The sequence below is a fragment of the Streptosporangium sp. NPDC053982 genome (assembly GCF_055585205.1).
The window spans coordinates 118,936-144,145 of record NZ_JBVJKQ010000010.1; the positions used below are offsets into that span (position 1 = coordinate 118,936).

Consider the following 25,210-nt stretch of genomic DNA (forward strand, 5'->3'; position numbering starts at 1 on the left):
CCCGCACCGGTACGGCGGGCCCGGCGCCCCACCGGGCGCCAGCCCTCCCGGCACGTCTTGTACGGCGGGCCCGTCCCCTCGCGTGCCCGGCCGGGCGGCCGCGTCCGGTCAGTCGTCCCCGGCGAGCGCGCGGGCGGCGTGGATCAGCGGCACGTGGCTGAACGCCTGCGGGAAGTTCCCCACCTGACGGCCGTGACGGGGGTCGTACTCCTCGGCGAGCAGGCCCACGTCGTTGCGCAGCGCCAGCAGGCGCTCGAACAGCTCCACGGCCTCGTCCCTGCGGCCGATCATCGCCAGCGCCTCGGCCAGCCAGAAACTGCACGCCAGGAACGCGCCCTCGCCGCCGGGCAGGCCGTCGAGGTTGCCGTCATCCGACACCGGGTAGCGCATCACGAAGCCGTCGGTCATCAGCTCCCGCTGGATCGCCTCGACCGTGCCGACGACCCGCGGGTCGCCCGGCGGCAGGAACCCGACCATCGGGATCATCAGCAGCGCGGCGTCCAGCTCCCGCGAGCCGTACGACTGGGTGAAGGTGTTGCGGGCCGCGTCGAACGCCTTGTCGCAGACCTCGGAGTGGATCTGCTCGCGCAGCGCCTTCCACCGCTCCACCGGCCCCGGCCGGCCGAAGTCCTCCGCCTGCCTGATGGCCCGGTCGACCGCGACCCAGCACATGACCTTGGAGTGGGTGAAGTGCCGCCGCGGGCCGCGGACCTCCCACAGACCCTCGTCGGGCTCGTCCCAGTGGGCCTCCACGTAGTCCATCAGCTCCAGCTGGATGGTCCAGGCCCGGTCGTCGGGCTCCATGCCCGAGGCGCGCGACAGGTGCAGGGAGTTCATCACCTCCCCGTAGACGTCGAGCTGGAGCTGGGTGACCGCGCCGTTGCCGATCCGGACCGGACGGGAGCCCTCGTAGCCCGGCAGCCAGTCGAGCTCCAGCTCGGTCAGCCGCCGCTCCCCGGAGACGCTGTACATGATCTGCAGGTCCTGGGCGCGGCCGGCGATGGCCCGCAGCAGCCAGGCGCGCCAGTCGCGGGCCTCGCCGAGATAGCCGGCGCCGATGAGCGCGTCCAGCGTCATGGTGGCGTCGCGCAGCCAGCAGAAGCGGTAGTCCCAGTTGCGGACCCCGCCGATGTTCTCGGGCAGCGAGGTGGTGGGGGCGGCGACGATTCCGCCGGTGGGTTCGTAGGTGAGGGCCTTGAGCGTGATGAGGGAGCGGACCACGGCCTCGCGCCAGGGCCCCTGGTAGGTGCACTGCTCGACCCACTCCTCCCACAGCCCCTCCGTCTCGGTGAGCTGCTCGAGCGGATCGATCTCCACGGGCCGGGGCTGGTGGGAGGGGTGCCAGGTGAACACGAACGGCACCCGCTCGCCCGCCGAGACGGAGAACTTCGCGCGGTGGGCGTAGTCGCCGCCGTGCAGCGGGACGGGGGAGTGCAGCCAGATCGAGTCGGGGCCGCCGACGGCGTGCAGCAGCCCGTCGGTGCGGCGCACCCAGGGCACGATGCGGCCGTAGTCGAAGCGGACGCGGACCTCGGTGGACATCTCGACGGTCCCCGACACGCCCTCCACGATCCTGACCAGGTCGGGGTTGGCGTGCCTGGCGGGCATGAAGTCGATCACCCGGACCGTGCCGGTGGGGGTGTCCCACTCGCTCTCCAGGACCAGCGTCTCGCCCCGGTAGCGCCGCCGGGTGGCGGGCGGCCGCCCGGGGCCGGACGGGCCCAGCCACCACTGCCCGTTGTACTTGTCGCCGAGCAGCGCCGCGAAGCACGCCGGGGAGTCGAAACGTGGCAGGCAGAGCCAGTCGATGGAGCCGTCCCGCCCGACCAGGGCGGCCGACTGCATGTCGCCGATGAGCGCGTAGTCCTCGATCCGCATGGCTCCGACGCTACCGTTCCTAGGCAGTGTCCAGGAGCGGCATCTGATGCCGGCTTCCGGAACCGCGCGCATCCCGAACGGTGTTGGACGCGCTGGTCTCCCGCGTTCGCTGAGTCCTCGTCCGGCGGCGTGCATCGTGTGCAGGTTCCGTGACGAGTGGGCGGGTTCCCTCACGCTCTCGGTCACCCGGTCGGGCCTGGGCGGTCCGATGCCCGCGACGATCACTCTGGTCGTCGCGGGGCGGTGCCGCCCGTCGCCGGATCGGGTGTCCGAGGGCGCGTCGCCCGATCGCGATGCCGGCGGCATCGTGTCGGGACATCTTTCGTTTGCCGCTGGTGAGGGGCTTGCGCCAGTGCTCATCGCCCCACATCGAGGTATACGCCGGATCCACTGCGACGATGGCGAGGTCCCGCTCGGCAGCCATCGAGACCAGCCGGGCTTTGAGCCTGCCGGTCGGGATTCCAGAGATGATCTGCCGCAATCGCTTCTTGCGGCCATGCTTCTCGCGGGTCTTCTCGTTGCCCAAGTGCTTGCCGGACTCGCCGTCGGCGGACAGGAACCAGCGCGCGGCCTCCCAACGCTCACGCCACTGGGGTTCGGTGAGCCGGGCGGCTTGGAGGTTGTGACGGTTGTTGAGCAACTGACGCCCGCCGCGCACCACATGCACGACGTGGGCCTCACGCTCATCCCGGGCGACATCGAGGCGGCGTTGCAGGGCCGCCAGGCGGCGGGACTTGTGAAACCACTCGCCCTTGGAGCGGTATCCGCCGGGCGCCTGCTTGGTGCCCTTTTCCCCGATCGGCCGGGACAGGCGGTGCATCAGGATGCCGACACCGGCCTGCAGGCCCTGGATGTGAGCGAGCCGGCAGCGCCGGCAAAGCGCCCACTGATCGTGGGTGGCCTTGGTGATGCTGCCCGCCCAGCGGGACGACGATTCGGCCGTCAGGCCCTGCTTGCGGGCCGCCCAGGTGCCCGGGCTGTGATCTGCGCCATCGATGCGGCGGGCCTTGAGATCCAGCGACGCCAAGCGGCCGAGATGCTCGCCGACCAGCCGCAACACCGTGTCGTCCTCGGGCGTCAGATGCTTGAGACGGTCGCGTATCGCCACACCGGCCGGGCCGGGCGCGACGAACGGCGCGTCGATGGCACGCAACCGCTTACGCTCACTCATCGGCAGCCGCCGCTTCCAGCGCTTTACGGGCCCGCCTCTTCGCCGACCGGCGACCGTACAGGCGCTCGCACAACGACGTCAGCACCTCTGCCATGTCCCGCACCAGATCGTCGTCGACCTCGCCGTCATCCAGCACGACCAGGCGACGACCCGTGGCGGACAAGGCGGCTTCGACCAACTCGACGTTCATCCGGCCGAGGCGGTCCTTGTGCTCGACCACCACGGTGGTCACCTTCGGATCGGCCAGCAGGCGCCCGGCCTTCGAGCGGCGGCCGTTCACGCCCGAGGCGATCTCGGATTCGATGCGCACGATCCTGTGCCCGGCCTTCGCGGCCCACGCCGACAGACGTGCCGTCTGCCGGTCCAGGTCGGCCTTGTGATCGTGGGACGAGACTCGGGCATACAGGCCCACGCCACCGGTCACCGGTGGGGAGGTGTTCGCGTCGATGTTCACCAGGATCGTGCGCGGTCCCACTCGTTCCGCAGGGACCGGCAGCATGCCCTCGCGGAACCAGCGGTACGCGGTACGCGGGGCGATCCCTTGTGCGCGCGCCCATTCCGTCAGTTCATACGCGAGATCATAAGTCACTCATCGCATCCAAAGGACACTCATGGACACTTATTCGAGAGCAGGTTGAACCCCGGCCGCGGCGGATCAGCCGCGCGGCCGCATGAACGGCATGAAGAACTGCGTCAGGGGCCCGATGGCCAGGGCGAACACCACGGTGCCGACGCCCACGACGCCGCCGAGCAGCCAGCCCGCGGCCAGCACCGTGATCTCGACGAGGGTGCGGGCCACCCGGATGCTCAGGCCGAGCCGGTTCAGGCCGGTCATCAGCCCGTCGCGCGGGCCGGGGCCGAGGCCGGCGCCGATGTACAGGCCGGTCGCCGCGGCGGTGACGACGACCCCGGTCAGCAGGCAGGCCCAGCGCGCGGCCAGCGGGCCGGGCGAGGGGACCAGCCACATGACCGCGTCGGCGAACACGCCGACGAGGATGACGTTGCTGATGGTGCCGATCCCGGGCCTCTGCCGCAGCGGGATCCACAGCAGCATGACCAGGGCGCCCACGATGATGATCCACGTGCCGACCGAGAGGCCCATGTGGACGGCGAGGCCCTGGTGGAAGACGTCCCAGGGGCTTCCGCCGAGGCTCGACTCGATCTGCAGGGCGATGCCGGCGCCGTACAGCGCGAGCCCCGCGTACAGACGCAGGAGGCGGTTCGGCAGGGAGCCCAGGGATGAGATGGATGCTTCACTCATAATGGCCTTCATTCTTCAAGGCCACTGATCCACGGCAAAAGGGCCAATCATCGATAAATGGCCTTACAGTGGCATGCGTGAACCGGTATCTGAGCGGCCCGCAGCTGGCCCGCCTGGTGGCGCTCGACCCCGGAGCCCGGCCGTACTACCGGGCGCTGGCCGAGACCGTGCGGGCGCTGATCCTCGACGGGCGGCTCCCCGTGCGGGTCCGCCTCCCGGCCGAACGCCACCTCGCCCAGGAGCTGGGCGTCAGCCGCACCACCGTGACCGCGGCCTACGACCGCCTGCGCGAGCAGGGCTACCTGGACAGCAGGCAGGGCGCGGGAAGCTGGACGGCGCTGCCGCGCCCCTCCGAGATGGGTCCCGACAACCCCTGGATCGCCTCCCAGGAGGACGGCCTGCTGCCGCTGCACATCGCCGCGCCGCCGGCCCCCCCGATATTGCCCGAGGCCGTCGCGGCCGCCGCCGAGCGCTATCCGTGCCGCATGCTCGGCACGGGCTACGAGCCCCCCGGGATCACCCCGCTGCGCGAGGCGGTCGCGGCCCGCTACACCCATCGGGGGCTGGCCACCCGGCCCGAGCAGATCCTCGTCACCACCGGTGCCCAGCAGGCGATCCACCTGGTGATGGCGATGCTGCTGGCGCCGGGCGATCCGATGCTGCTGGAGTCGCCGACCTACCCGCACGCGATCGACGCCGCCAGGGCGCGTGGCGCGCGGATCGTCCCGGTCGGCGTCCCCGACGACGGCTGGCACCTCGACCTGCTCACCTCCGCGCTGCGCCAGTCGGCCGCCCGCCTGGCCTACGTGATCCCCGACTTCCAGAACCCGACCGGCCACCTGATGGACGACTCCGTCCGGGCCGGCCTGGTCGGCGCGGCCAGGAGGCACGACACCGTCCTCATCGTGGACGAGACCTGGAGCGAACTGGCCATCGACGAGGTGCCCCGCACGGTCCCGCTGGCCGCCTTCGACACCGACGGGCGGGTGATCAGCATCGGGTCGGCGTCCAAGCTGTGGTGGGGCGGCCTGCGGATCGGGTGGATCCGCGCGACCGCCGCCATGGTGCGCCGCCTGGCCGTGCTGCGCGCCGCCGTGGACATCGCCAGCCCGGTGTTCGAGCAGCTCGTGGTGACCGAGCTGTTCGGCAGGATCGAGGAGACCAGGGCGGATCGCCGCCGGACCCTCGGCGCCTCCCGCGCGGCCCTGGTCGCCGCGCTGGCCGAGCACCTGCCCGACCTGACCTTCACCGTGCCCGCAGGCGGCGGCGCGCTGTGGGCACGGCTGCCCGGCCCGTCGGCCGTCGCGCTCGCCGACGCGGCGGCCTGCCACGGCGTGCGGCTCGCCCCGGGCCCCTGGTTCGGGATGAACGGCGCGCTGGAGGGCCGGCTGCGCCTGCCGTTCACCCAGCCGCCCGCGGTCCTCACCCAGGCGGTGGCGCGCATCGCCGAGGCCAGGGTCAGGGGCCCGTACGGCGCCCGCCCCGCCGAGCCGCTCACCCCGGTCCTCTGAGCCGCCCCGAACCGGATCGGGTGCGGGATCAGGGGCCCTGGTCGGAGGCCACGCCCCGGGCCAGCGGCGCGCGCAGCCGCAGCTTCATGGCGGCGATGCGCAGCCCGAAGGCCAGCACCGCCGCGGCCAGCGTGGCCGGCCAGCCGTGCAGGTCGAGGGTGTAGAGCGCGGCCATGACCGCGGAGCCGAGCATGGCCGGCACCGCGTACAGCTGGCGGTCGTACAGCAGGAGGGGGATCTGCCCGGCCAGCACGTCGCGCAGGATGCCGCCGCCGACCGCGGTGGTGACGCCGAGCAGGGCGCCGTGCAGCGGGCTGAGGCCGTAGTTCATCGCCTTCTCGGTGCCGACCGCGCAGAACAGGCCCAGCCCCGCCGCGTCGAGCACGTCCACCGCGGGCATGACCCGCTCCACCTGGGGATGCCAGAAGAACACGATCGCCGCGGCCACGGCCGGCACGACCACGTAGCCGGTGCTGGAGAAGGCCGCGGGCCGCACGTTGAGGATCAGGTCGCGCAGGATCCCGCCGCCGAGGGCGGTCATCTCCGCCAGCACGGTCATGCCGACCACGTCCAGCCGCCGCCGGACGCCGACCAGCGCCCCGGAGAGCGCGAAGACGAAGATCCCGATGAGATCGAGGGCGTGAATCACCGTCTAATCATCCCATGACCGGATATATGTGGTCACCGTTTCAGGCGGACGGTGAGCCGGCCGCCGCCCCCTCCCCGTGATGCTCCCGCATCAGCCGGTTGAGCCGGGGGACGAACGCGAACATCAGCGCCCCGGCGGCGAGCGCGATCAGCGCCAGCGTGAGGAAGTACATGGGCTCCGACACGTAGTCGCGCAGCCGCGCGGTCTGCCCGCCCACCGCGTCGCCCACCGCGATGGCGATGAACCACACCCCCAGCATCTGGCCCTTGAACGCCGCGGGGGCCAGCCTGCTGGTGATCGACAGGCCGATCGGGCTCAGCGCCAGCTCGCCGAAGACCTGCACGAGGTAGACCAGCACCAGCCACCACACCGAGATCCTGCCCTGCTCGGCCAGCTTGGCGGCCAGCGCCATGACCACGAAGCTCAGCCCGTTCATGAACAGGGCGATGGCGAACTTGTGCGGGGTGGTCACCCGGTTGCCCAGCCTGACCCAGAGCGCCGCGAAGACGGGGACGAGGAGCGCGATGAACAGCGGGTTGAACGCCTGGGTGGTCGCCGCGGTGATCCTGACGCCGAACAGCGACAGGTCGGTGCGGTCCTGGGCGAAGAACAGCAGCACGGTCGGGGCGAGGTCGTAGAGCATCCAGAAGATCGCCGCAGCGGTGAACAGCCAGACGTACGCCTTCATCCCCGAGCGCTCGTCCTCGGTCAGGTTGTGGCTGCCCAGCAGGATGTAGGCGAAGTAGCCCACCGGCACGGCGACGATGAGCAGGGTCACCACCAGTGAGAACGCGCCCAGGCTGAACGTGCCGGAGACCGCCCAGAGCGCCAGCGCGACGGCCGCCGCGGCGACGGCGCCCCCGGCCACGGCGGTGAAGCGCCGCCGCTCGCGCGGGGTCAGCCGGTGGCCGGGCGCGTCGCCCGCGCCCCGCAGGTGGCGGCGGCCCGCCGCGTACTGCGCGAGCCCCAGCGCCATGCCGACGGCCGCCGCGCTGAAGCCCAGGTGCCAGCGGTCGCCGGAGGCCAGCCAGCCCACGATGAGCGGCGCGGCGAAGGCGCCGATGTTGATGCCGAGGTAGAAGATCGAGAAGCCGGCGTCCCGCCGCGCGTCGTCGTCCTCCGGGTACAGCTTGCCGACCATCGCGGAGATGTTCGGCTTCAGCAGCCCGGTGCCGGTGATGATGAGCAGCAGGCCCAGGGCGACGAACACGCCCCCGCTCACCGGGATCGCCATGCTGATGTGGCCGCACATGATGATGAAGCCGCCCCACAGCACCGCCCGGCGGGCCCCCAGGACCCGGTCGGCGATCCAGCCCCCGGGCAACGCCACGAGGTAGATCAGCGCGCCGTAGACGCCGACGAGCGCCGTGGCGGTCTGCTGCGACAGCCCCAGGCCCCCGGCGACGGGGGAGGCGGCCATGAAGGTGGCCAGGATGGCGCGCAGGCCGTACCAGCTGAAGCGTTCCCACATCTCGGTGCCGAACAGCGTGGCCAGGCCACGTGGATGCCCGAAGAAGGTCTTCTCCTCGGTGCGGGTCTCCGCGGACATGTGAGCCCCCCGGCCTCGTCGCGTGATGACACTCCACCCTACGTAGCGGAGGGGGGTGGCCCGACCCGGCGGGGGGTGCCCGTTTCGAGGCGTTCGCACAGGTCATAGCGGTTTCCGCTTCCGTGGGCGGCGCCGGCGGCGCCGCCCGCCCCGGGCCGGGGCGCTTCTCGCTTTTGGGCCTTGTCCCAGGTCCGTGGCGTGTGGTGCGATGCATCCCAACCGGGCGGGTGAACACGTCGCGAACACGTTGCGAACACGGTGCGGAGGCGTCATGGCGGGTGTCCTCGAAGAGCGCGCGGAGATCGAGCGGGAGATCGGCGGCCGTACGGTCTGCGACCTGCTGCGGGAGGCGGCCGAGCACCATCCCGACGCCCCCGCCTACTCCGACCCGGACGGTGACGGCTGGGTCACCCTCACCTACGGCGACGCCCGCCGCCGCGTCCTGGAGATCGCCGCCGGCCTCGCCGCCCTGGGACTGCGGCCCGGTGAGGCGGTCGCGCTGATGATGGTCAACCGCAGCGAGCACGTTCTGGCCGACCTGGGCACGGTGCACGCGGGGGGCGTCTCCTGCTCGGTCTACGCGACCTTCACCCCCGAGCAGGTCGCCTTCGTCGCCGACGACGTCGGCGCCAGGATCGCGGTGCTGGGCGGCCCCGCGGAACTGGCCAGGTGGGAGCCGGTGCTGGACCGCCTCCCCGCCCTGGAGAAGGTCATCGTGCTCCAGGACGCCCCGGCGGGGAGGAGGTTCCTCTCCTGGGACGACTTCCTGGCCCTGGGCCGCGAGCGGCTCGCCGCCGACCCGGGCGCCGTCGAGGCCCGCTGCGAGGCCGCCCGGCCGGACGACGTCCTGACCGTGCTCTACACCTCCGGGACCACCGGGAACCCCAAGGGCGTGCCGCTGACCCACGCCAACGTGCTGTTCGAGGTGGCGGCGACCACCCGGATGGCCGACCTGCCGCAGCGGGGCACGCAGATCTCCTACCTCACCTACGCGCACATCGCCGAGCGGGTCCTCAGCCTCTACCTGCCGCTGCTGAAGATCTCCCACACCCACTTCTGCACCGACATGACCCGTCTCGGCACGGTCCTCGGCCAGGTGTCGCCGGTGCTGTTCTTCGGCGTGCCGCGCGTGTGGGAGAAGATGATGGCCCGCCTGCAGGCGCTGCTGGTCTCCCAGCCGGAGGAGCGGCAGCGCGACGTGCGCGAGGCCATGGCCGCCGGGCTCGCCTACCTGGAGGCCGGGCAGTACGGCGGCAAGCCCTCGCCCGAGGTGCGGGCCGCCTACGAGCGGGCCGACGCCGGGCTGCTGTCGGTGATCCGCTCCATGATCGGCCTCGGCGGCGCCGCCTGGCTGGGCAGCGCCGCCGCGCCGATGCCGCTGGAGGTCCAGCGCTTCTTCGCCGGCCTCGGCATGTGCGTGCTGGACGTGTACGGCATGACCGAGACGACGGGCGCCTTCACCGCCAACGCCCCGGACCGCTACAAACTCGGCACGGTCGGCCAGGCCGGGCCGGGCGTGGAGGTCCGCATCGCCGAGGACGGGGAGATCCTCACCCGCAGCCCCGCCAACACCCGCGGCTACCTGAACCGCCCCGAGGCGACCGCCGAGCTCATCGACGAGGACGGCTGGCTGCACACCGGCGACATCGGCACGATCGACGACGACGGCTTCGTCCGCATCGTGGACCGCAAGAAGGAGCTCATCATCACCGCCGGCGGCGAGAACATCTCCCCGGCCAACATCGAGAACCACCTCAAGGAGCACCCGCTGATCGGCCAGGCCCTCGCCTACGGCGACGGCAGGCCGTACCCGGTGGCGATCCTCACCCTCGACGGCGAGGTCGCCCCCGGCTGGGCGCACAGCCGCGGCATCCCGCCCACCGACCTCGCCGGCCTGGCCGGGCATCCCGAGGTCCTGGCGGAGGTCGGGGCCGCCGTCGCCGCCGCCAACGAGCGCCTGGCCCGCGTCCAGCAGGTCAAGCGCTGGCGGCTGCTGCCGGCCGAGTGGACCGCCGAGACCGAGGAGCTGACCCCCAGCCTCAAGCTCAAGCGCCGGGTCGTGCACGCCAAGTACGCCGAGGTCATCGACGAGCTGTACCGCGACTGACGGGCACGGCGGGCACGGCGGGCGCGGCGGGGACGGCGGGCGCGGCGGGGACGGCACCCGCCACCGGCCGGAGCGTCGCGATCTCCGCCGGGAGCCGTCGTTTTGCCAACCGGGCGTGTGTCGCCTGCCCGGTCGTTACCGGGCGTTTCCTAACGTCCTGGGCATGGCAATGAGACTCCTTCTGCCGCTCCTGGCGTCGGGGGCCGCCCTGTCCGCGCAGGCGGGGCCCGCCACCGCCGCGGAGGAGCCGGTGATCCGTTCCGTGACCCTGCGCCCCGGCACCCCCGTGGTCGGCCCGACCGGCTCCCTGCGCCTGGTGATCGACGTGGTCGCCCGCGGGGCCGCCGGGCCGGACGCGGTGGCCGTCCGGGTCGAGCCCGGAACCCCGCCCGCCGGCGGCCCGGTGCTCCGGCCCGAACCCCTGCCGCCCACCCTCCAGCAGTGGGGGACGCCGATCCCGGCCCACGCCGTCTTCTCGCGTCCCGCCGCCTCCCGGGCGCCCGCCGTACGGAGGACCGGCGGCGGATGGGAGACGTGGCGGTTCCTGCCCGACAAGCAGCTCAACCGCTGGTACCCCACCGGGCCCTGGATGGTCATCGCCACCGCCAGGGGCGCCGGCGGCGCCTCCGCCACCGGGTACGCCCGCTTCGAAGTGAAGCGCGCCACCCGGTTCAGCTCGATCGAGGCGGCCCGGGAGGGCCGGGACGTGAGGGTCACGGGCGTGCTGAACCGGGTCGATCCGCAGGGCTACCTCGACTACGCCCCGTTCCCCGGCCAGCCCGTCGAGATCCTGCACCGCGAGGACGGGCGGGAGGGCTGGGCGACGGCGGCCACGGCCGTCACCGACCGGCAGGGACGCTTCACCCGCCGGGTGCCGGGAGCCGCCCGCGGGGGAGGAGGCGACTGGCGGATCCGGTACGCCGGGGCGTCCGGCCACGCCGCCCGGCTGAGCGTCATCCACCCGACCGGCGGCCGGTGACACCCGGAACCCCCGCGGGGCACGGGCACGCGCCGGGCCCCGCTGCGGAGACGGGCACGGGTACGGCCGGCCGTCCGCGCCGGACGCGGCGCCGGCTCAGGCCAGGGCGTGCACGACCGCGCCGAACAGGGCCGGCAGCCGCTGCGCCGCCGGGACCACCAGCCGTGGCACCGCCCGGTGCCGGCGCGCCGACACCAGCGCCCCGGTGAGCAGCCGGTGCCGCCGCGACAGCCGCAGCCAGGCGCCCTCGTAGGCCTGCGGGACGCCGGCCCGCAGGCAGCCCACCAGCACCCGCGCCGACGCCAGCGCCAGGGAAACCCCCTCGCCGGTCAGCGCGTCGACGTACCCGGCCGCGTCGCCGACCAGCAGCACCCGGCCGGCGACGCGGGCCCGGACCCGCTGACGCAGCGGACCGGCGCCGCGCACCGGGGTCACGGCCCGGCCGTCCAGCCGCTCCAGCAGCGCGGGGAAGTCCGCCAGGTGCTCGGCGTACCCGCGCCGCCGCGAGCTCAGCACGGCCACCCCGACGAGCTCGTCGCCCACCGGCGTCACGTACGCCTCGCCGTCGGCGGCCCAGTGGACCTCCACGAAGTCGCTCCAGGGGGCGACGCGGTAGTGCCGCCGCAGGCCGTACCGGCGCGGCCCGGGATCGGGCAGGCCCAGCCCCAGCATGGCCCGCACGGGGGAGTGCAGGCCGTCGGCGGCCACCAGCCAGCGGGCGCGCAGCCCGGCGGCCGCTACCCCCTCGCCGTCCTGCCGGACCTCCTCCACCCTGCCGGGCAGGACCTTCACCCCCAGCTCGGCGGCGCGAGCCGACAGCGCGGCGTGCAGCTCCGTGCGCCGCGCCCCCAGCCCGGGTCCGTCGCGGAACGCCGCCTGCGCCCGGTGCCTCCCGTCGAGATAGCTGATGCCGCGCAGCGCCCGGCCCGGCGGCCGCACGCCCAGCGCCCCCAGCGCGGCGACGCCGCTCGGCATCAGCCCCTCGCCGCACGCCTTGTCCACGGGTGCGAGGCGGGGCTCGACCACGACCGCCTCCATGCCCGCCAGCGTCGCGTGGATCGCGGTGGCCAGGCCGGCCGGCCCGCCGCCGGCGACCAGCACGTCGATCACGCCGGGGCCCGCCCGGGCACCGGCGGAGCCGCCGTGGCCAGGGCGGCGTCCTCACACCGGATCCGCACCACCATCAGCGCGGCGTTGAGCACGGTGAAGACGGCCGCGGTGACCCAGGCGCCGTGCACCAGCGGCAGCGCCGCGCCCTCGGCCGCCACCGCCACGTAGTTGGGGTGGCGCAGCCACGACAGCCGGTACGGGCCCCGCTCCACCAGCGGCAGGCCCGGGACCACGATCACCTGGGTGTTCCAGCGCGGGCCCAGCGCCGCGATGCACCACCAGCGCAGCGCCTGGGCGGCGACCACCACGGCCAGCATCGGCCAGCCCAGCGCCGGGACGAACGGCCGGTCCGCCAGCCCGGCCTCCAGCAGGCACCCGGCGAGCAGCCCGGTGTGCAGGGCGACCATCCACGGGTAGTGACCCCGCCCGTACACCACCCCGCCCCGCTCCAGGCTCCAGCGGGCGTTGCGGCGGGCGACCACCAGCTCGGCGAGCCGTTCGACTCCGACGAGCAGGACGAGCAGCAGGTACCACATCGAGAGATCCCAGGTCATCGGTTCCTACCAGCGCAGAAGGACGAGTTCCGAGCAGAAGCCGGGGCCCATGGCGATGAGCAGCCCCGGGGTGCCCGGCGGTGGCCGCAGGGCGATGGTGTCACGCAGCACGTGCAGCACCGAGGACGACGACAGGTTGCCCACCTCGGCCAGCGAACGCCAGGTGACGTCCAGCGCGCCGGCGGGCAGCTCCAGCGCCTCGGAGACGGCCTCCAGCACCTTCGGGCCCCCGGGGTGGCACACCCACGCCGTCACGTCGGAGGCGGTGAGGCCGTGTTCGGCCAGGAAGCCGTGCACGTCGTCGGCGAGGTAGGCGCGCACCACGTCGGGCACGCCCGGGTCGAGCAGCACCTTGAAGCCGCTGTCGCGGACGTCCCAGCCCATCACGTGCCCAGAGTCGGGATACAGGTGGCTGCGGGTCGCCACCACCCGCGGGCCCGCCCCGCCGTCCATCCCGCCGTCCGCCCCGCGGCCCGCCGGGGTCGCCCCCCGGCCGCCCCCGGCGCCGTCTTCCGCTGCCCCGCCGTCTCCGGCGGCCCTCCCGTCGCCGCAGGCCACCACCGCCGCCGCGCCGTCGCCGAACAGCGCGCCGGCGACCATGTTGGCCGGAGACGCGTCGTCGCGCTGCAGGGTCAGCGAGCACAGCTCCACCGACAGCAGCACGGCCACGTGGTCGGGCCAGCCGCGCAGGTAGTCGTGCACCCGGGCGATCCCGGCGGCCCCCGCCACGCAGCCGAGCCCGAACACGGGCACCCGCTTGACGTCGGGGCGCAGCCCCAGGCGGCCGGCCAGCCGGGCGTCCACCGAGGGGGCGGCGACACCGGTCACCGAGGTGAACATGATCATGTCGACGTCGCGGGGTTCGAGCCCCGCCGCGTCCAGCGCCGCGCCGACCGCCTCGGCGCCCAGATCCACGGCGGTCTCGACGAACACGTCGTTGGCCGCGCCGAACCCGTCGAGCTTGGCGTACCCGTCGAGGGGGAGGGCCAGGTGCCGTGAGCGGACCCGGGCGCTTCCGTGCAGCCGGTCCAGCAGCCGCCGGCCGGTGCCTTCGAGCCCGCACATCCGCGCGACGGCGTCGGTGATCTCGGCCTGGGAGTAGCGGTTCGGTGGCAGCGCGCCGCGCACGGCGGCGATTCGCGTCATGTGGCAGGTACCCCCCGCACGGAGGAAAGCGGTCACCGGCTTCCTTGCCCACCTACGTCTGTGACATGCCTCACCCGCCCTAACAGTAGTGTGACGTCCCACCCGCCCCAGGCGGCGACGCGCCGCTGCGAGACCCTCCCCTCTACGATCGGTCCGTGACGATGAGCGGGCATTCGCGGGAGCACGGGCACCCCGCCGGACGGGAGGGCCGCCGGGGCCCGGCCGGCATGGTCCGGGTGGCGTGGGCGCTGGTGCGGGCCTGCCATCCGGGGCCGACCGCGGCGGTCACCGTCATGGTGGCCGCGCTCGCCGTGGCGAGCGGCCGCGACGCCGCCGGCTGCGTCCTGGCGGCGGCCGCGGTGCTGGCCGGGCAGCTGTCCATCGGCTGGTGCAACGACGCGGTGGACGCCGGGAGGGACGTCGCCGCCGGCCGTACCGGCAAGCCCATCGCCGAGGGCGCGGTGGGCGCGCGGACGGTGTGGGCCGCCGCCGCGTCGGCCGCGGCGCTGTGCGTGCCGCTCTCGCTGGCCTCCGGGCCCGCGGCCGGGACCGCGCACCTGATCGGTGTGGCCGCCGCCTGGGCCTACGACCTGGGGATGAAGGCCACCGCGCTGTCGTGGCTGCCGTACGCCGTGGGGTTCGGCTCACTTCCGGCGTTCGTGGCCCTCGGGCTGCCGGGCCACCCCTGGCCCGCCTGGTGGGCGGTCCTGGCGGCGGCACTGCTCGGCTGCGGCGCGCACCTGGCCAACGTCCTGCCCGACATCCCGGGCGATCTCGCCACCGGGGTCCGCGGCTGGCCGCAGCGGCTGGGCGAGGCCCGCGTCCGCGTGCTGGTCCCGCTGCCGCTGCTGGCGGCCACGGCGGTGCTGGCCCTCGCCCCGCCGGGACCGCCCGGCGCGGGAGGCTGGGCCGCCCTCGCCGCGGCCGTCGCGCTCACCGGCGCCGGGACGCTGCTGGGCGGGCGCTCACCGCGCGTCCCGTTCGCCACGGCGATCGCGGTGGCGGCGGTCGGGGTGGTCCTGCTGCTGGCCCGCGGCACCGAGATCACCGCCGTCTGACCCCGGCCGCCCCGAAGGCCACGGACACCGCCCTGACCTCGCGGTTCACCGCGGCCGGTCCGTGGGCCGCGGCTCCGGTGGCGGATGCGGGGATCTTTAATCGGTTGCGGCTTCCCGGGCGTTCTGGCGTCATTGGGAGCGATCAGCAGCGATCGGCAGCGATCGGCAGGCCGTACGGAAGGAGGCGATGTGACGATGGCGTACAACGAGGTGGCCGGCGGGCGGGCCCCGATCCGCATGTGGGCCGACCCCGACGGGATCGAGCCCGAGGTGATGCGGCAGCTGCGCAACGTCGCGAACCTCCCCTGGACCCACGGCGTCGCCGTGATGCCCGACGTCCACCACGGCAAGGGCGCGACGGTCGGCTCGGTCATCGCGATGCGGGACGCCGTCTCGCCCGCCGCGGTCGGCGTGGACATCGGCTGCGGCATGACCGCGGTGAAGACCTCCCTCACCGCCGCGAACCTCCCCGACGACCTCGGCCGCCTGCGCTCGAAGCTGGAGCAGGCGATCCCGGTCGGCTTCGGCCTGCACAGGACCCCGGTCGACCCGGCCAGGCTGCACGGGGTCCGGACCGCCGGCTGGGAGGACTTCTGGAAGGACTTCGAGCGCCTCGCCCCGGCCGTGCACCCGAAGCGGGAGCGCGCCGAGGCGCAGATGGGCACCCTCGGCGGCGGCAACCACTTCCTGGAGGTCTGCGCCGACGACCGGGACGGGATCTGGATCGTGCTGCACTCCGGCTCGCGCAACATCGGCAAGGAGCTGGCGGAGTACCACATCGGGCGGGCCCGGGCGCTGCCGCACAACCAGGACCTGCCCGACCGCGACCTCGCGGTGTTCGTCGGGGGCACGCCGCAGATGGACGCCTACCGCCGCGACCTGTTCTGGGCGCAGGACTACGCGCGGCGCAACCGGACGGTCATGATGGCCCTGGCCTGCGACGTGCTCCGGCGCCGGCTGCCCGGCGTCACCTTCGAGCAGCCGATCTCCTGCCACCACAACTACGTGGCGGAGGAGCGGTACGACGGCGTGGATGTGCTCGTCACCCGCAAGGGCGCGATCCGCGCGGGATCCGGCGATCTCGGCATCATCCCCGGCTCGATGGCGACCGGCACCTACATCGTGAAGGGCCTGGGGAACGCCGCGGCGTTCAACTCCGCCTCACACGGTGCCGGCCGCCGGATGAGCCGCAGCAAGGCGAAGCGGACCTTCACTCTCGCCGACCTCAAGGCGCAGACCGACGGCGTGGAGTGCCGCAAGGACACCGGCGTGATCGACGAGATCCCCGGCGCCTACAAGGACATCCGGTCCGTCATGGCCGCGCAGTCCGACCTGGTCGAGGTCGTCGCCCGGCTGCGCCAGCTCGTCTGCGTCAAGGGCTGACGCGGCCCGTCCGCGCCGGGGGACGACGGCGATGTGACGGGCCTCTCCCGGGCCTCTCCCGGGCCCGCCCCCCCGGCCTCCCCGGGGGACGGCCGCCGCCGATCGGCGGCGGCCGGGGCTTCAGGGGAGGTACGGGGCCGATCAGGGGATGGCGGTCCGGCGGCGGTGCGGGAGAATGGGCGTCCGCCCGCGGAACCGGCGATTCGGCCGATGATGTCCTCATCGGCCGGACGTGGTTTCATGGGCGCACCGGGCCGGTTTCCGTCCGGTCAGCACTGACAAGGGAGGTGACGTCCCATGTTGCAGGACTCGTTCGGCCGGGTGGCGACGGACCTGCGGGTGTCCCTCACGGACCGCTGCAACCTGCGGTGCTCCTACTGCATGCCGCCCGAGGGCCTCGACTGGCTGCCCAAACCCGAGCTGCTGACCGCGGACGAGATCGTCCGCCTGGTGACCATCGGCGTGGAGCGCCTCGGCATCACCGAGGTCCGCTACACCGGCGGTGAGCCGCTGCTCCGCCGCGAGCTCGTCGACATCGTGACCCGCACCGCGGCGCTGGACCCCGCCCCCCAGGTCTCCCTGACCACCAACGGCATCGGGCTGGCCCGGCTGGCCGCGCCGCTCGCCGCGGCGGGCCTGTACCGGGTGAACGTCTCCCTCGACACCCTCGACCGCGAGACCTTCAAACGGCTCGCGCACCGCGACCGGCTCGCCGATGTCCTCGACGGCCTGGCCGCCGCCGAAGCCGCCGGGCTGCGCCCGGTCAAGGTCAACGCGGTGTTGATGCGCGGCGTCAACGACCACGAGGCGGTGCCGTTGCTGCGCCACTGCCTGGAGCGGGGATACGAGCTGCGGTTCATCGAGCAGATGCCGCTGGACGCCCAGCACGGCTGGCGCCGGGATGACATGATCACGGCCGACGAGATCCTCGCGCTGCTGAAGGAGTCCTTCGACCTGGCCCCCGACTCCCCGGTGGAGCGCGGCAGCGCCCCGGCGGAGCTGTTCGTCGTCGACGGCGGGCCGGCCAGGGTCGGGGTCATCGGCTCCGTCACCCGGCCGTTCTGCGGCGCCTGCGACCGCGTACGGCTCACCGCCGACGGCCAGATCCGCAACTGCCTGTTCGCCACCGAGGAGTCCGACCTGCGCGCGGCCATGCGCTCCGGCGCCGGTGACGACGAGCTCGCCGAGCGGTGGACGGCCGCGGTCCGCGGCAAGAAGGCGGGCCACGGCATCGACGACCCGGCGTTCCTGCAGCCGTCCCGGCCGATGTCGGCCATCGGCGGCTGAGTGTGCGCTACGACGCGTGCGTGCTGGCAGGCGGCCAGGCCAGGAGGCTCGGTGGCCGCGACAAGCCCGGCATGCTCGTCGCGGGCCGCCCGCTGATCGAGACGGTCGCCGCGGCCGTCCCCGACGCCGGGAGGCTCGTCGTCGTCGGGCCGCCCCGTTCCGGCCTGCCGCGCGCGGTCTTCCTGCGGGAGGACCCGCCCGGCGGCGGACCGGTCCCCGCGCTGCGGGCGGGGCTGGCCGAGGTGACCGCGCCGCTGGTCGCGCTGCTCGCCGCCGACCTGCCGTTCCTCACCGCCGGGCACGTCCGGGCGCTGCTGGAGGCGGCCGACCCCGGGGCGGTGCTCGTCGACGACGAGGGCCGGGAGCAGTGGCTCGCGGGGGCATGGCGCACCGCGGAGCTCACCCGGGCCCTCGCGCGTTACGACGGGCGATCCCTGCGCGGGCTCCTCGCCCCCCTGGCGCCCGCCGGGCTCCGTCTCGGAGGCTCGCCGTGGTTCGACTGCGACACGATGGACGATCTGCTGCGCGCCCGGGGTGGGACCGGGCCGCTTTTCGAACGAGGAGTGAACAGGTGAACGTGCTGACGGAGTGGACCGCCCTGGCCTGCCGCGAGCTGGGCATCGACCCTTCGGTCGTCGACCGCGACGCGCTGCTGGACCTGACCAAGGAGGTCGCGCACGGCGTGACCCGCCCGGCCGCGCCGCTGACGGCGTATCTCCTGGGGCTGGCCCAGGGCGCGGGCACGGCGCCGCCGGACGCGGTGGAGCGGCTGACCGAGCTGGCCAGGGACTGGGAACGGCGGGCCGGCGGCGAGACCGCCTAGTCACCGCCTCCGCGCGAGGAGAACCGCCGCGCGGCGGAGAGGGACGGCGAGGCCGACTGTCTCCGCGCGCATGCCGGAGGGCATGCGCGCCGGAGAAGCGGACGGGAGAGGAAAAGAGGGAGAAAAGGCGACGCCGGGTGGTTACGGGGGCAAACCACCCGGCGCCGCTTCATCGGCGTTCCGACGGGGGCCCGGAACGCCGGCACCAGTGCCCCGACGGGGGACCAGGGCACTTGGCTAAAGCGTACACCTACTACCCCCAAGGTGCGTCAAGACTTAGTCACGACCCGATCTCGCGTCGGTGGCGGGGTATTTCACTCTGTCCTGTTTCGTGCATGTCAGGGTCAAGCGGGGTGCTCTTCTGTGGGGCGTTGGCCCCGATCACGGCAACGTACGGCAAAAAAATCGCCCCCGCGAAGAGAAGGAGCCGCACGGGCAGCGGGGCGGGCACGGTGAAGGCGAGGATCAGGCAGGCCAGCCGGATCCCCATCTTGATCAGATAGCTTTTCTCGCGTTTGCCGATGTCCTCGGTCAGGGACGGGCGGGCATCGGTGACCTGGTGGACCGTCTGGCGCCTGTGCCATACCTTCACGTATCCAACCTAGACCCCGGCCGGGGCGGGTCCAACCCGGGCCTCGTGGACGGCCGTGCGATCATGGCCAGGAGGAGGACGGTATGACGGATCGAACGTACCGGGTGACCGAGATCGTCGGCACCTCGGAGGAGAGCATCGAGGCGGCCGTCCGCAACGGCGTCCGGCGCGCCTCGCAGACCCTGCGTCACCTCGACTGGTTCGAGGTGACCGAGGTCAGGGGACACATCGTCGACGGCGAGGTCGGGCACTTCCAGGTCGGGATGAAGATCGGCTTCCGCCTGGAGGACGCCTGACCGTACGGCGGGGCCCCGGCTCCGGGGCCCCGCCGTACGGCGGAGGCGGTCAGCTGGCCTGGCTGACCGTGGACATGTTGAAGTCCGGCACCCGGACCGGCGGCATGACGGCGCGGGTGAAGTGGTCGTTCCACTCCCGGGGCAGGGTCTGCTCGGAGGCGCCGACCTCGGTGAGGCGGCCGAGGAGGCCGACCGGGCTCTCGTTGAAGCGGAAGTTGTTCACCTCGCCCACGACCTCGCCGTTCTCCACCAGGTAGACGCCGTCCCGGGTCAGTCCGGTCAGCAGCAGGCTCTGCGGGTCGACCTCGCGGATGTACCACAGGCAGGTGAGCAGCAGGCCGCGCTCGGTGGAGGCGATCATCTCCTCCAGCGACCGCCCGCCCCCGGGCCCCTCCATGAGGAGGTTGTCGACGGCCGGCGTCACCGGCAGGCCGGTCAGCCCGGCCGAGTGCCGGGTCTGGATCAGGCCGGACAGCGCGCCGCCGGAGATCCAGTCGGTGGGCGCCAGCGGCAGGCCGTTGTCGAACACCGAGCTCTGCCGGCCGGAGGAGTGCGCCACCACGAACGGCGCGCACTCGACGCCCGCCGCGGCCGGGTCGCTGTACAGGCGGACCGGCAGCCGGGCCAGCGACTCCCCGACGCGGGTGCCGCCGCCGGGCTTGGAGAAGACCGTGCGGCCCTCCAGGGCGTCCCGGGCGCCGGCCGTCCAGTACATGTAGATCATGAGATCGGCGACGGCCGACGGCGGGATCAGCGTCTCGTACCGGCCCGCGGGCAGGTCGATCCGCCGCTCGGACCACTTCAGCCGCCGGGCCAGCGAGGCGTCCAGCGCCGCCACGTCGACGTCGGCGAAGTCGCGGGTGGCCACGCCCGTCCAGGCCGAGCGCCTCATGTCGGCCGACTTGGCGTTGAGCTCCAGCCGGCCGGTGGGCTGGGTGTGCCGCAGCCGGGTCCCGGCCGAGGTGCCGACGTAGGTCGTGGTCACGATGTGCTCGGCGAAGCCGTACAGCCTGCGCCCGCCCGCCTCGGCGGCGGCGAACGCCTCGCCCAGCGCGGGGGCGAAGTCGCCGAACACTCCGATGGAGGTGGGTTCGGCGGGGTCGTCCCAGCCGGCCGAGCGGGACCCCTCGACCAGGGGGCGGGCGTCCTCGGACGGGGCGGCGTCCTCGGCGGCGTGGTCGGCCTCGGCGACGATGCCGGCGAGCTGCTCAAGGCGGACCGCCGACCGCGACACCACGCCCACGCCCCGCCCGGCCACCGAGATCACGGTGAGCCGCGTCGAGCGGGTCACGCCGTTGGTGGTCAGCGTATTGCCCGCGAAACGCAGGTTGGCGCTGGAGCTCTCGTCCGCGATCACCACGACGTCGTCGGCCGTGGAGAGGTCGAGAGCCTTCTCGATCATCTCCTGGGGGCTCACTTGCCACTCTCCTTGAGGGTGTTGAGGATGCGCACGCCGCGGAAGAGCGCCGACGGGCAGCCGTGGCTGACCGCGGCGACCTGGCCGGGCTGCCCCTTGCCGCAGTTGAACGCGCCGCCCAGGACGTAGGTCTGCGGCCCGCCCACGGCCTCCATCGACCCCCAGAAGTCGGTGGTCGTGGCCTGGTAGGCGACGTCGCGGAGCTGCCCGGCGAGCCGGCCGTCCTCGATCCGGTAGAACCGCTGGCCGGTGAACTGGAAGTTGTACCTCTGCATGTCGATGGACCAGCTCTTGTCGCCCACGACGTAGACGCCGCGCTCCACGCCGGAGATCAGCTCCTCGGTGGAGGGGCCGCCGTCGGCGGGCCGCAGCGAGACGTTGGCCATGCGCTGCATCGGCATGTGCCCGGGGGAGTCGGCGAAGGCGCAGCCGTTCGAGGCGCCCAGCCCCTTGAGCAGCGCCATCCGCCGGTCGAGCTGGTAGCCGGTCAGGATCCCGCCGGAGACGATGTCGAACTCCCGGGTCGCCACGCCCTCGTCGTCGTAGCCGACGGTCGCCAGGCCGTGCTCGACGGTGCGGTCGCCCGTCACGTTCATCGCCGGCGAGCCGTACACCAGCGAGCCGAGCCGGTCGAAGGTGGCGAAGCTGGTGCCGGCGTAGGCGGCCTCGTAGCCCAGGGCGCGGTCCAGCTCGGTGGCGTGCCCGATGGACTCGTGGATCGTCAGCCACAGGTTCGACGGGTCGACGACCAGGTCGTAGACGCCGGCCTCGACGGAGGGGGCCTTGAGCTTCCCGTCGAGGTGCTCGGGGAGGGCGGCCAGCTCGGCGGGGAAGTCCCAGCCGGTGCCGGTGAGGTACTCGTAGCCCCGGCCGACCGGCGGGGCGAGGGTGCGCATCGAGTCGAAGCGGTCGGCCTCGACCTTCGTCGCCTCCAGATACGGGTGCAGGCGCACCCGCTGCTGGGTGGTCACCGTGCCCGCGGTGTCGGCGTAGAACTTCTGCTCCTTGACCTGGTTGAGGTAGGCCCGGACGTGGTCCACGCGCGGGTCGCGCAGCAGGCCGTCCGACCACTCGGCGAGGAGCGCCGCCTTGTCGCGCGCCGGCACCTCGAACGGGTCGATCTCGTAGGAGGAGACCCAGGTGACGTCGGAGTGGACCGGCTCGGGGGCCAGCTCGACCGGCTCGCGGTTGACCGCCGCGGAGACGGCCGCCACCTCCACCGCCTGCTCGGCGACCCGCGCCGCCGCCTCGGGGGTGAGGTCGATGCCCGCGGCGAAGCCCCAGGTGCCGTCCTTGACGACCCGTACGGCGTAGCCGAGGTCGTCGGCGTCCATGGAACCTTCCAAGGAGGCGTCCGACAGCCGAAGCACCTCCGACCGGATGCGCTCCAGCCGGAAGTCGGCGTGCTCGGCGCCGAGGTCGCGGGCGCGCTGCAGGGCCGCGTCGGCCAGCCGTCTCAGGGGAAGGGCGAGGAAATCGGAGTCGATCTGGCGCATGTCGACGATCCTAGCCCTGTGATCTTGTCCCTGGCGGACAAGAGGTTTACCCCCCGGTAGGCGATAGCGTCGCTCACATGGCTCGATCTGTTCTCGTAACCGGCGGCAATCGCGGCATCGGCCTCGCGATCGCCCGCGAACTCGCCAAGGCCGGTGACTCGGTCGCCGTGACGTACCGTTCCGGGGAGCCCCCGGAGGGCTTCCTCGCCGTGCGGTGCGACGTGACCAGCGCGGCCGACGTCGACGAGGCGTTCGGGAAGGTCGAGGCCGAGCAGGGCCCGGTCGAGGTGCTGGTCGCCAACGCGGGCATCACCCGCGACACCCTGCTTCCGTTGATGAAGGAGGAGACCTTCACCGACGTCATCGACGCCAACCTGACCGGCGCGTACCGGGTGGTCAAGCGGGCCACCCGCGGCATGCTGCGCCTCAGGCGCGGCAGGATGGTGCTGATCTCCTCGGTGGTGGCCATGCTGGGCTCCGCCGGCCAGACCAACTACGCCGCCTCCAAGGCCGGCATGATCGGCTTCGCCCGCTCCGCGGCGCGTGAGCTCGGCTCGCGCGGCATCACCGTCAACGTCGTCGCCCCGGGTTTCGTGGAGACCGACATGACGGCGGAGCTGGAGGAGGCGCACCAGGAAATGATCCGCAAGAACATCCCGCTGGGCCGCTACGCGAGCGCCGACGAGGTCGCCCGCGTGGTCAGGTTCCTGGCGAGCGAAGACGCCGCCTACATCACCGGGGCGGTCATCCCCGTCGACGGCGGCCTGGGAATGGGGCACTGAGCATGGGAATCCTCGAAGGCAAGCGCATCCTGGTCACCGGAGTGCTGACCGACGCCTCGATCGCCTTCTCCGCGGCGAAGCTGGCCCAGGAGGAGGGGGCACAGGTCGTGCTGACCGGCTTCGGCCGGCTCAGCCTGGTCGAGCGGATCGCCAGACGGCTCCCCGAGCCGCCGCCGGTGATCGAGCTGGACGTGCAGAACACCGAGCACCTCGACTCGCTGGCCGACCGGGTCGGCGAGCACGTCGGGGGGCTCGACGGCGTGGTCCACTCCATCGCCTTCGCCCCGCAGAGCTGCCTGGGCGGCAACTTCCTCAACACCTCATGGGAGGACGTCTCCACCGCCCTGCACGTCTCCACCTTCTCGTTCAAGGCACTCGCCCAGGCCTGCCTGCCGCTGATGAAGGAGGGCGGCTCGATCGTCGGCCTCGACTTCGACGCCAGCAAGGCCTGGCCCGTCTACGACTGGATGGGCGTGGCCAAGGCCGGCCTGGAGTCCTGCTCCCGGTATCTCGCCCGTGACCTCGGCGGGCACGGCATCCGGGTCAACCTCGTGGCGGCCGGGCCGCTGCGGACCATGGCGGCCAAGAGCATCCCGGGCTTCGCCGAGTTCGAGGACAGCTGGCCCGGCAAGGCGCCGCTCGGCTGGGACCTGGGCGACACCGTGCCCGCGGCCAAGGCGTGCCTGGCGCTGCTGTCCGACTGGTTCCCCGCCACGACCGGTGAGATCGTGCACGTCGACGGGGGCGTGCACGCGATCGGCGGCTGACGGGCCGTACGGCGTGCCGAAGCGGGGGGCCGGCGTCCATGGCGCCGGCCCCCGTGCTTTCCGGCGTCTCGCGGACCCACGTCTCCGGGGCTCTCCGGCGTCGGGAGCCGGTGAACCGCCCGGATCCGGCGGGATCCCTGCGGAGCCCTGGGCCGCTCAGAGCCGGGAGGCCGGCGCCGTCCGGTGCCGGCCGAGTCTCAGCGGCTCGAAGGGCATCGACTCCCTGCCGCCCCGCCGGACGTACAGCAGGCGGACCGCGAGGATCGCCACGACGAGCAGCACGGTGGTGAGCGCCGTGCCGGCCGGGTCGGACGACCGGGTGGGCCTGACGGGCCGGTCCGTGGGCATCCGGTCGCGCAACTCGTGCATCCCGGCGCCCGGCCACAGCAGCTCCACCCGCGGAGCCTCGGGATCGGCCACCGGGGGGGACGGTTCGGCGGTCACCGGCCCCGCGTCCGTGTCGCGGACGGGCGGGGTCGCCTCCGGGCGGGGCGGGCCGTACGACGTGTCCCGCCGTACGGCCTGCTCGGGCTCGTCGCTCCGCGAGGGGCGGGGGAGCGGCCTCGCGGTCGGCGGGACCTTGCCGAGGGGAGGCTTCCGGCCGGAGCGCTCGGCCTCCTCCGCGCACGGGGAGGAGACCGCTGGGGCGCAGGGGCCGGCGGAGGCCCGCGGCGCGGCGGTGGCGGGTCCGGCCGCGCCGTCTCCCGGTGGAGAGGAGTCGTCGCCCGGTCCGGCGGACCGGGGAGCGGCGTCGGAGGTCTTCGTCCCGGCGCCGGTGTCCGGGCCGGTGGTACGGGTGCCGGTGGTGACGCCGACCTCGACGCCGAGACCGGTGTCGCCGGTGCCGGAACCGGTGCCGGTGGTGGTCTCGGCGGTGACGCCGAACCGTCCGGTGTCCACCGTCTCGCCTGGGCGGTCCACGGCGCCGCCCACCGTCTCGCCCACGCCGTCCACCGCCTCGCCGACGCCGTCCACCGTCCTGCCGACGGTGTCGCCGACGGTGCCGAGGGTCTCGCACAGCCCGCCGGTCACGCCGCCCAGCGGCCCCCGGTGCTCGCAGCCCGGCTGCGCCGGCCACACGGCGGCCCCCGCGGGCGCCGCGGCGGCCAGGGGGACGGCCCCGATCAGTGCGAGCACGAGCGCACCGGCCGAGATCGCAGTTCGCAACGGTCCCCCTCGCTCGACGACGCCTCGCTGGCCACCGGGCTCCCCTCCCGATGCGCTAATCGACAGTTTTGCGGGAAGGGCCGGTCTCGCCAGATGAAGGGACGATTCGGTATTGACGCGTGATAAACGAGATCGATTCTTGTTCTACTCGTCGGCGTCCGTTCCGCGCGGGCCGTCATCACCGATCTCCGGCCCGGGGAGGCGTCGCACGCGGTGCCCGGCCGGTG

Annotated in this window: 24 protein-coding genes; 11 read left to right on the plus strand and 13 right to left on the minus strand. The window is 73.5% G+C overall.

All coding sequences use genetic code 11. The annotated features are described in order from the left end of the window. Positions 1-108: 108 nt before the first annotated feature. The 4 genes from ACZ6W9_RS19585 to yczE form a co-directional block, all read right to left on the minus strand. Positions 109-1,878, minus strand: a complete 1,770-nt coding sequence (locus ACZ6W9_RS19585; RefSeq protein WP_389968228.1) for a glycoside hydrolase family 15 protein — start codon at positions 1,876-1,878, stop codon at positions 109-111. Between the two features lie 19 nt (positions 1,879-1,897). Next, the gene (locus ACZ6W9_RS19590; RefSeq protein ID WP_389968226.1) at positions 1,898-3,031 is read right to left on the minus strand and encodes a hypothetical protein; all 1,134 of its coding nucleotides are present in this window, start codon (positions 3,029-3,031) and stop codon (positions 1,898-1,900) included. A gap of 10 nt (positions 3,032-3,041) precedes the next feature. Then, positions 3,042-3,614, minus strand: a complete 573-nt coding sequence (locus ACZ6W9_RS19595; protein WP_389968421.1) for an IS607 family transposase — start codon at positions 3,612-3,614, stop codon at positions 3,042-3,044. Positions 3,615-3,704: 90 nt separating this feature from the next. Next, a complete protein-coding gene (yczE, locus tag ACZ6W9_RS19600; RefSeq protein ID WP_389968224.1) occupies positions 3,705-4,310 on the minus strand; it encodes a membrane protein YczE in 606 nt (201 codons plus the stop codon). A 77-nt stretch (positions 4,311-4,387) separates the two neighbouring features. Here yczE and yczR point away from each other — a divergent pair, with 77 nt between their 5' ends. Next, entirely contained in the window at positions 4,388-5,821 is a 1,434-nt protein-coding gene (gene yczR, locus ACZ6W9_RS19605; protein WP_389968222.1) for a MocR-like transcription factor YczR, read from the plus strand. A gap of 28 nt (positions 5,822-5,849) precedes the next feature. On the opposite strand, the gene ACZ6W9_RS19610 is transcribed toward yczR, so the two are convergent. Beyond that, on the minus strand, positions 5,850-6,470 hold the full coding sequence (locus tag ACZ6W9_RS19610) for a trimeric intracellular cation channel family protein (protein ID WP_362944126.1): 621 nt from the start codon (positions 6,468-6,470) through the stop codon (positions 5,850-5,852). Positions 6,471-6,510: 40 nt separating this feature from the next. After that, complete coding sequence (locus ACZ6W9_RS19615) at positions 6,511-8,019, minus strand: peptide MFS transporter (protein ID WP_389968219.1); 1,509 nt, start codon at positions 8,017-8,019, stop codon at positions 6,511-6,513. A gap of 271 nt (positions 8,020-8,290) precedes the next feature. Between ACZ6W9_RS19615 and ACZ6W9_RS19620 the strand changes: the two genes are divergently transcribed. Further along, the gene (locus ACZ6W9_RS19620; RefSeq protein WP_389968217.1) at positions 8,291-10,126 is read left to right on the plus strand and encodes an AMP-dependent synthetase/ligase; all 1,836 of its coding nucleotides are present in this window, start codon (positions 8,291-8,293) and stop codon (positions 10,124-10,126) included. 163 nt (positions 10,127-10,289) lie between these two features. Next, on the plus strand, positions 10,290-11,105 hold the full coding sequence (locus ACZ6W9_RS19625) for a hypothetical protein (protein WP_389968215.1): 816 nt from the start codon (positions 10,290-10,292) through the stop codon (positions 11,103-11,105). A gap of 96 nt (positions 11,106-11,201) precedes the next feature. Here the strand turns inward: ACZ6W9_RS19625 and ACZ6W9_RS19630 are convergent, their stop codons facing one another. From ACZ6W9_RS19630 to ACZ6W9_RS19640, 3 genes are read right to left on the minus strand one after another with little or no spacing between them, the layout of a single operon-like run. After that, positions 11,202-12,215 (minus strand): NAD(P)/FAD-dependent oxidoreductase, encoded by a 1,014-nt coding sequence (locus ACZ6W9_RS19630; protein ID WP_470118936.1) that lies wholly within the window; start codon positions 12,213-12,215, stop codon positions 11,202-11,204. Then, positions 12,212-12,769 (minus strand): isoprenylcysteine carboxyl methyltransferase family protein, encoded by a 558-nt coding sequence (locus ACZ6W9_RS19635; RefSeq protein WP_470118937.1) that lies wholly within the window; start codon positions 12,767-12,769, stop codon positions 12,212-12,214. The genes ACZ6W9_RS19630 and ACZ6W9_RS19635 overlap by 4 nt, the downstream gene beginning before the upstream one ends. A gap of 6 nt (positions 12,770-12,775) precedes the next feature. Next, the gene (locus tag ACZ6W9_RS19640) at positions 12,776-13,915 is read right to left on the minus strand and encodes a type III polyketide synthase (protein ID WP_470118939.1); all 1,140 of its coding nucleotides are present in this window, start codon (positions 13,913-13,915) and stop codon (positions 12,776-12,778) included. A 161-nt stretch (positions 13,916-14,076) separates the two neighbouring features. Here ACZ6W9_RS19640 and ACZ6W9_RS19645 point away from each other — a divergent pair, with 161 nt between their 5' ends. The 5 genes from ACZ6W9_RS19645 to ACZ6W9_RS19665 all read left to right on the plus strand — a co-directional run bounded on the left by ACZ6W9_RS19645 (position 14,077) and on the right by ACZ6W9_RS19665 (position 18,466). Next, entirely contained in the window at positions 14,077-14,973 is an 897-nt protein-coding gene (locus ACZ6W9_RS19645; RefSeq protein WP_470119102.1) for a UbiA family prenyltransferase, read from the plus strand. 195 nt (positions 14,974-15,168) lie between these two features. Continuing rightward, positions 15,169-16,356: an RtcB family protein gene (locus ACZ6W9_RS19650; protein WP_470118941.1), complete on the plus strand. Its 1,188-nt coding sequence runs from the start codon at positions 15,169-15,171 to the stop codon at positions 16,354-16,356. A 297-nt stretch (positions 16,357-16,653) separates the two neighbouring features. Beyond that, positions 16,654-17,643, plus strand: a complete 990-nt coding sequence (gene moaA, locus ACZ6W9_RS19655; RefSeq protein WP_470118943.1) for a GTP 3',8-cyclase MoaA — start codon at positions 16,654-16,656, stop codon at positions 17,641-17,643. After that, positions 17,640-18,218: a molybdenum cofactor guanylyltransferase gene (gene mobA, locus ACZ6W9_RS19660; RefSeq protein ID WP_470119104.1), complete on the plus strand. Its 579-nt coding sequence runs from the start codon at positions 17,640-17,642 to the stop codon at positions 18,216-18,218. Before moaA ends, mobA begins: the two co-directional genes overlap by 4 nt. Further along, the gene (locus ACZ6W9_RS19665) at positions 18,215-18,466 is read left to right on the plus strand and encodes a DUF6457 domain-containing protein (protein WP_470118945.1); all 252 of its coding nucleotides are present in this window, start codon (positions 18,215-18,217) and stop codon (positions 18,464-18,466) included. Before mobA ends, ACZ6W9_RS19665 begins: the two co-directional genes overlap by 4 nt. 280 nt (positions 18,467-18,746) lie before the next feature. On the opposite strand, the gene ACZ6W9_RS19670 is transcribed toward ACZ6W9_RS19665, so the two are convergent. Continuing rightward, on the minus strand, positions 18,747-19,058 hold the full coding sequence (locus ACZ6W9_RS19670; protein WP_362937134.1) for a DUF3099 domain-containing protein: 312 nt from the start codon (positions 19,056-19,058) through the stop codon (positions 18,747-18,749). 83 nt (positions 19,059-19,141) lie between these two features. Here ACZ6W9_RS19670 and ACZ6W9_RS19675 point away from each other — a divergent pair, with 83 nt between their 5' ends. After that, positions 19,142-19,354: a dodecin gene (locus tag ACZ6W9_RS19675; RefSeq protein WP_389968199.1), complete on the plus strand. Its 213-nt coding sequence runs from the start codon at positions 19,142-19,144 to the stop codon at positions 19,352-19,354. Positions 19,355-19,403: 49 nt separating this feature from the next. Here ACZ6W9_RS19675 and ACZ6W9_RS19680 read toward each other — a convergent pair whose 3' ends face one another. Both ACZ6W9_RS19680 and ACZ6W9_RS19685 read right to left on the minus strand, forming a co-directional pair. Continuing rightward, a complete protein-coding gene (locus ACZ6W9_RS19680; RefSeq protein WP_470118947.1) occupies positions 19,404-20,771 on the minus strand; it encodes a metallopeptidase TldD-related protein in 1,368 nt (455 codons plus the stop codon). After that, complete coding sequence (locus ACZ6W9_RS19685) at positions 20,768-22,267, minus strand: TldD/PmbA family protein (RefSeq protein ID WP_389968195.1); 1,500 nt, start codon at positions 22,265-22,267, stop codon at positions 20,768-20,770. Before ACZ6W9_RS19685 ends, ACZ6W9_RS19680 begins: the two co-directional genes overlap by 4 nt. Before the next feature lie 77 nt (positions 22,268-22,344). Between ACZ6W9_RS19685 and fabG the strand changes: the two genes are divergently transcribed. Both fabG and fabI read left to right on the plus strand, forming a co-directional pair. Continuing rightward, on the plus strand, positions 22,345-23,049 hold the full coding sequence (gene fabG, locus ACZ6W9_RS19690) for a 3-oxoacyl-ACP reductase FabG (RefSeq protein ID WP_389968193.1): 705 nt from the start codon (positions 22,345-22,347) through the stop codon (positions 23,047-23,049). 2 nt (positions 23,050-23,051) lie between these two features. Further along, the gene (fabI, locus tag ACZ6W9_RS19695; protein ID WP_389968191.1) at positions 23,052-23,816 is read left to right on the plus strand and encodes an enoyl-ACP reductase FabI; all 765 of its coding nucleotides are present in this window, start codon (positions 23,052-23,054) and stop codon (positions 23,814-23,816) included. A 156-nt stretch (positions 23,817-23,972) separates the two neighbouring features. Here the strand turns inward: fabI and ACZ6W9_RS19700 are convergent, their stop codons facing one another. After that, positions 23,973-24,983, minus strand: a complete 1,011-nt coding sequence (locus tag ACZ6W9_RS19700) for a hypothetical protein (protein WP_389968189.1) — start codon at positions 24,981-24,983, stop codon at positions 23,973-23,975. Positions 24,984-25,210: the final 227 nt, after the last annotated feature.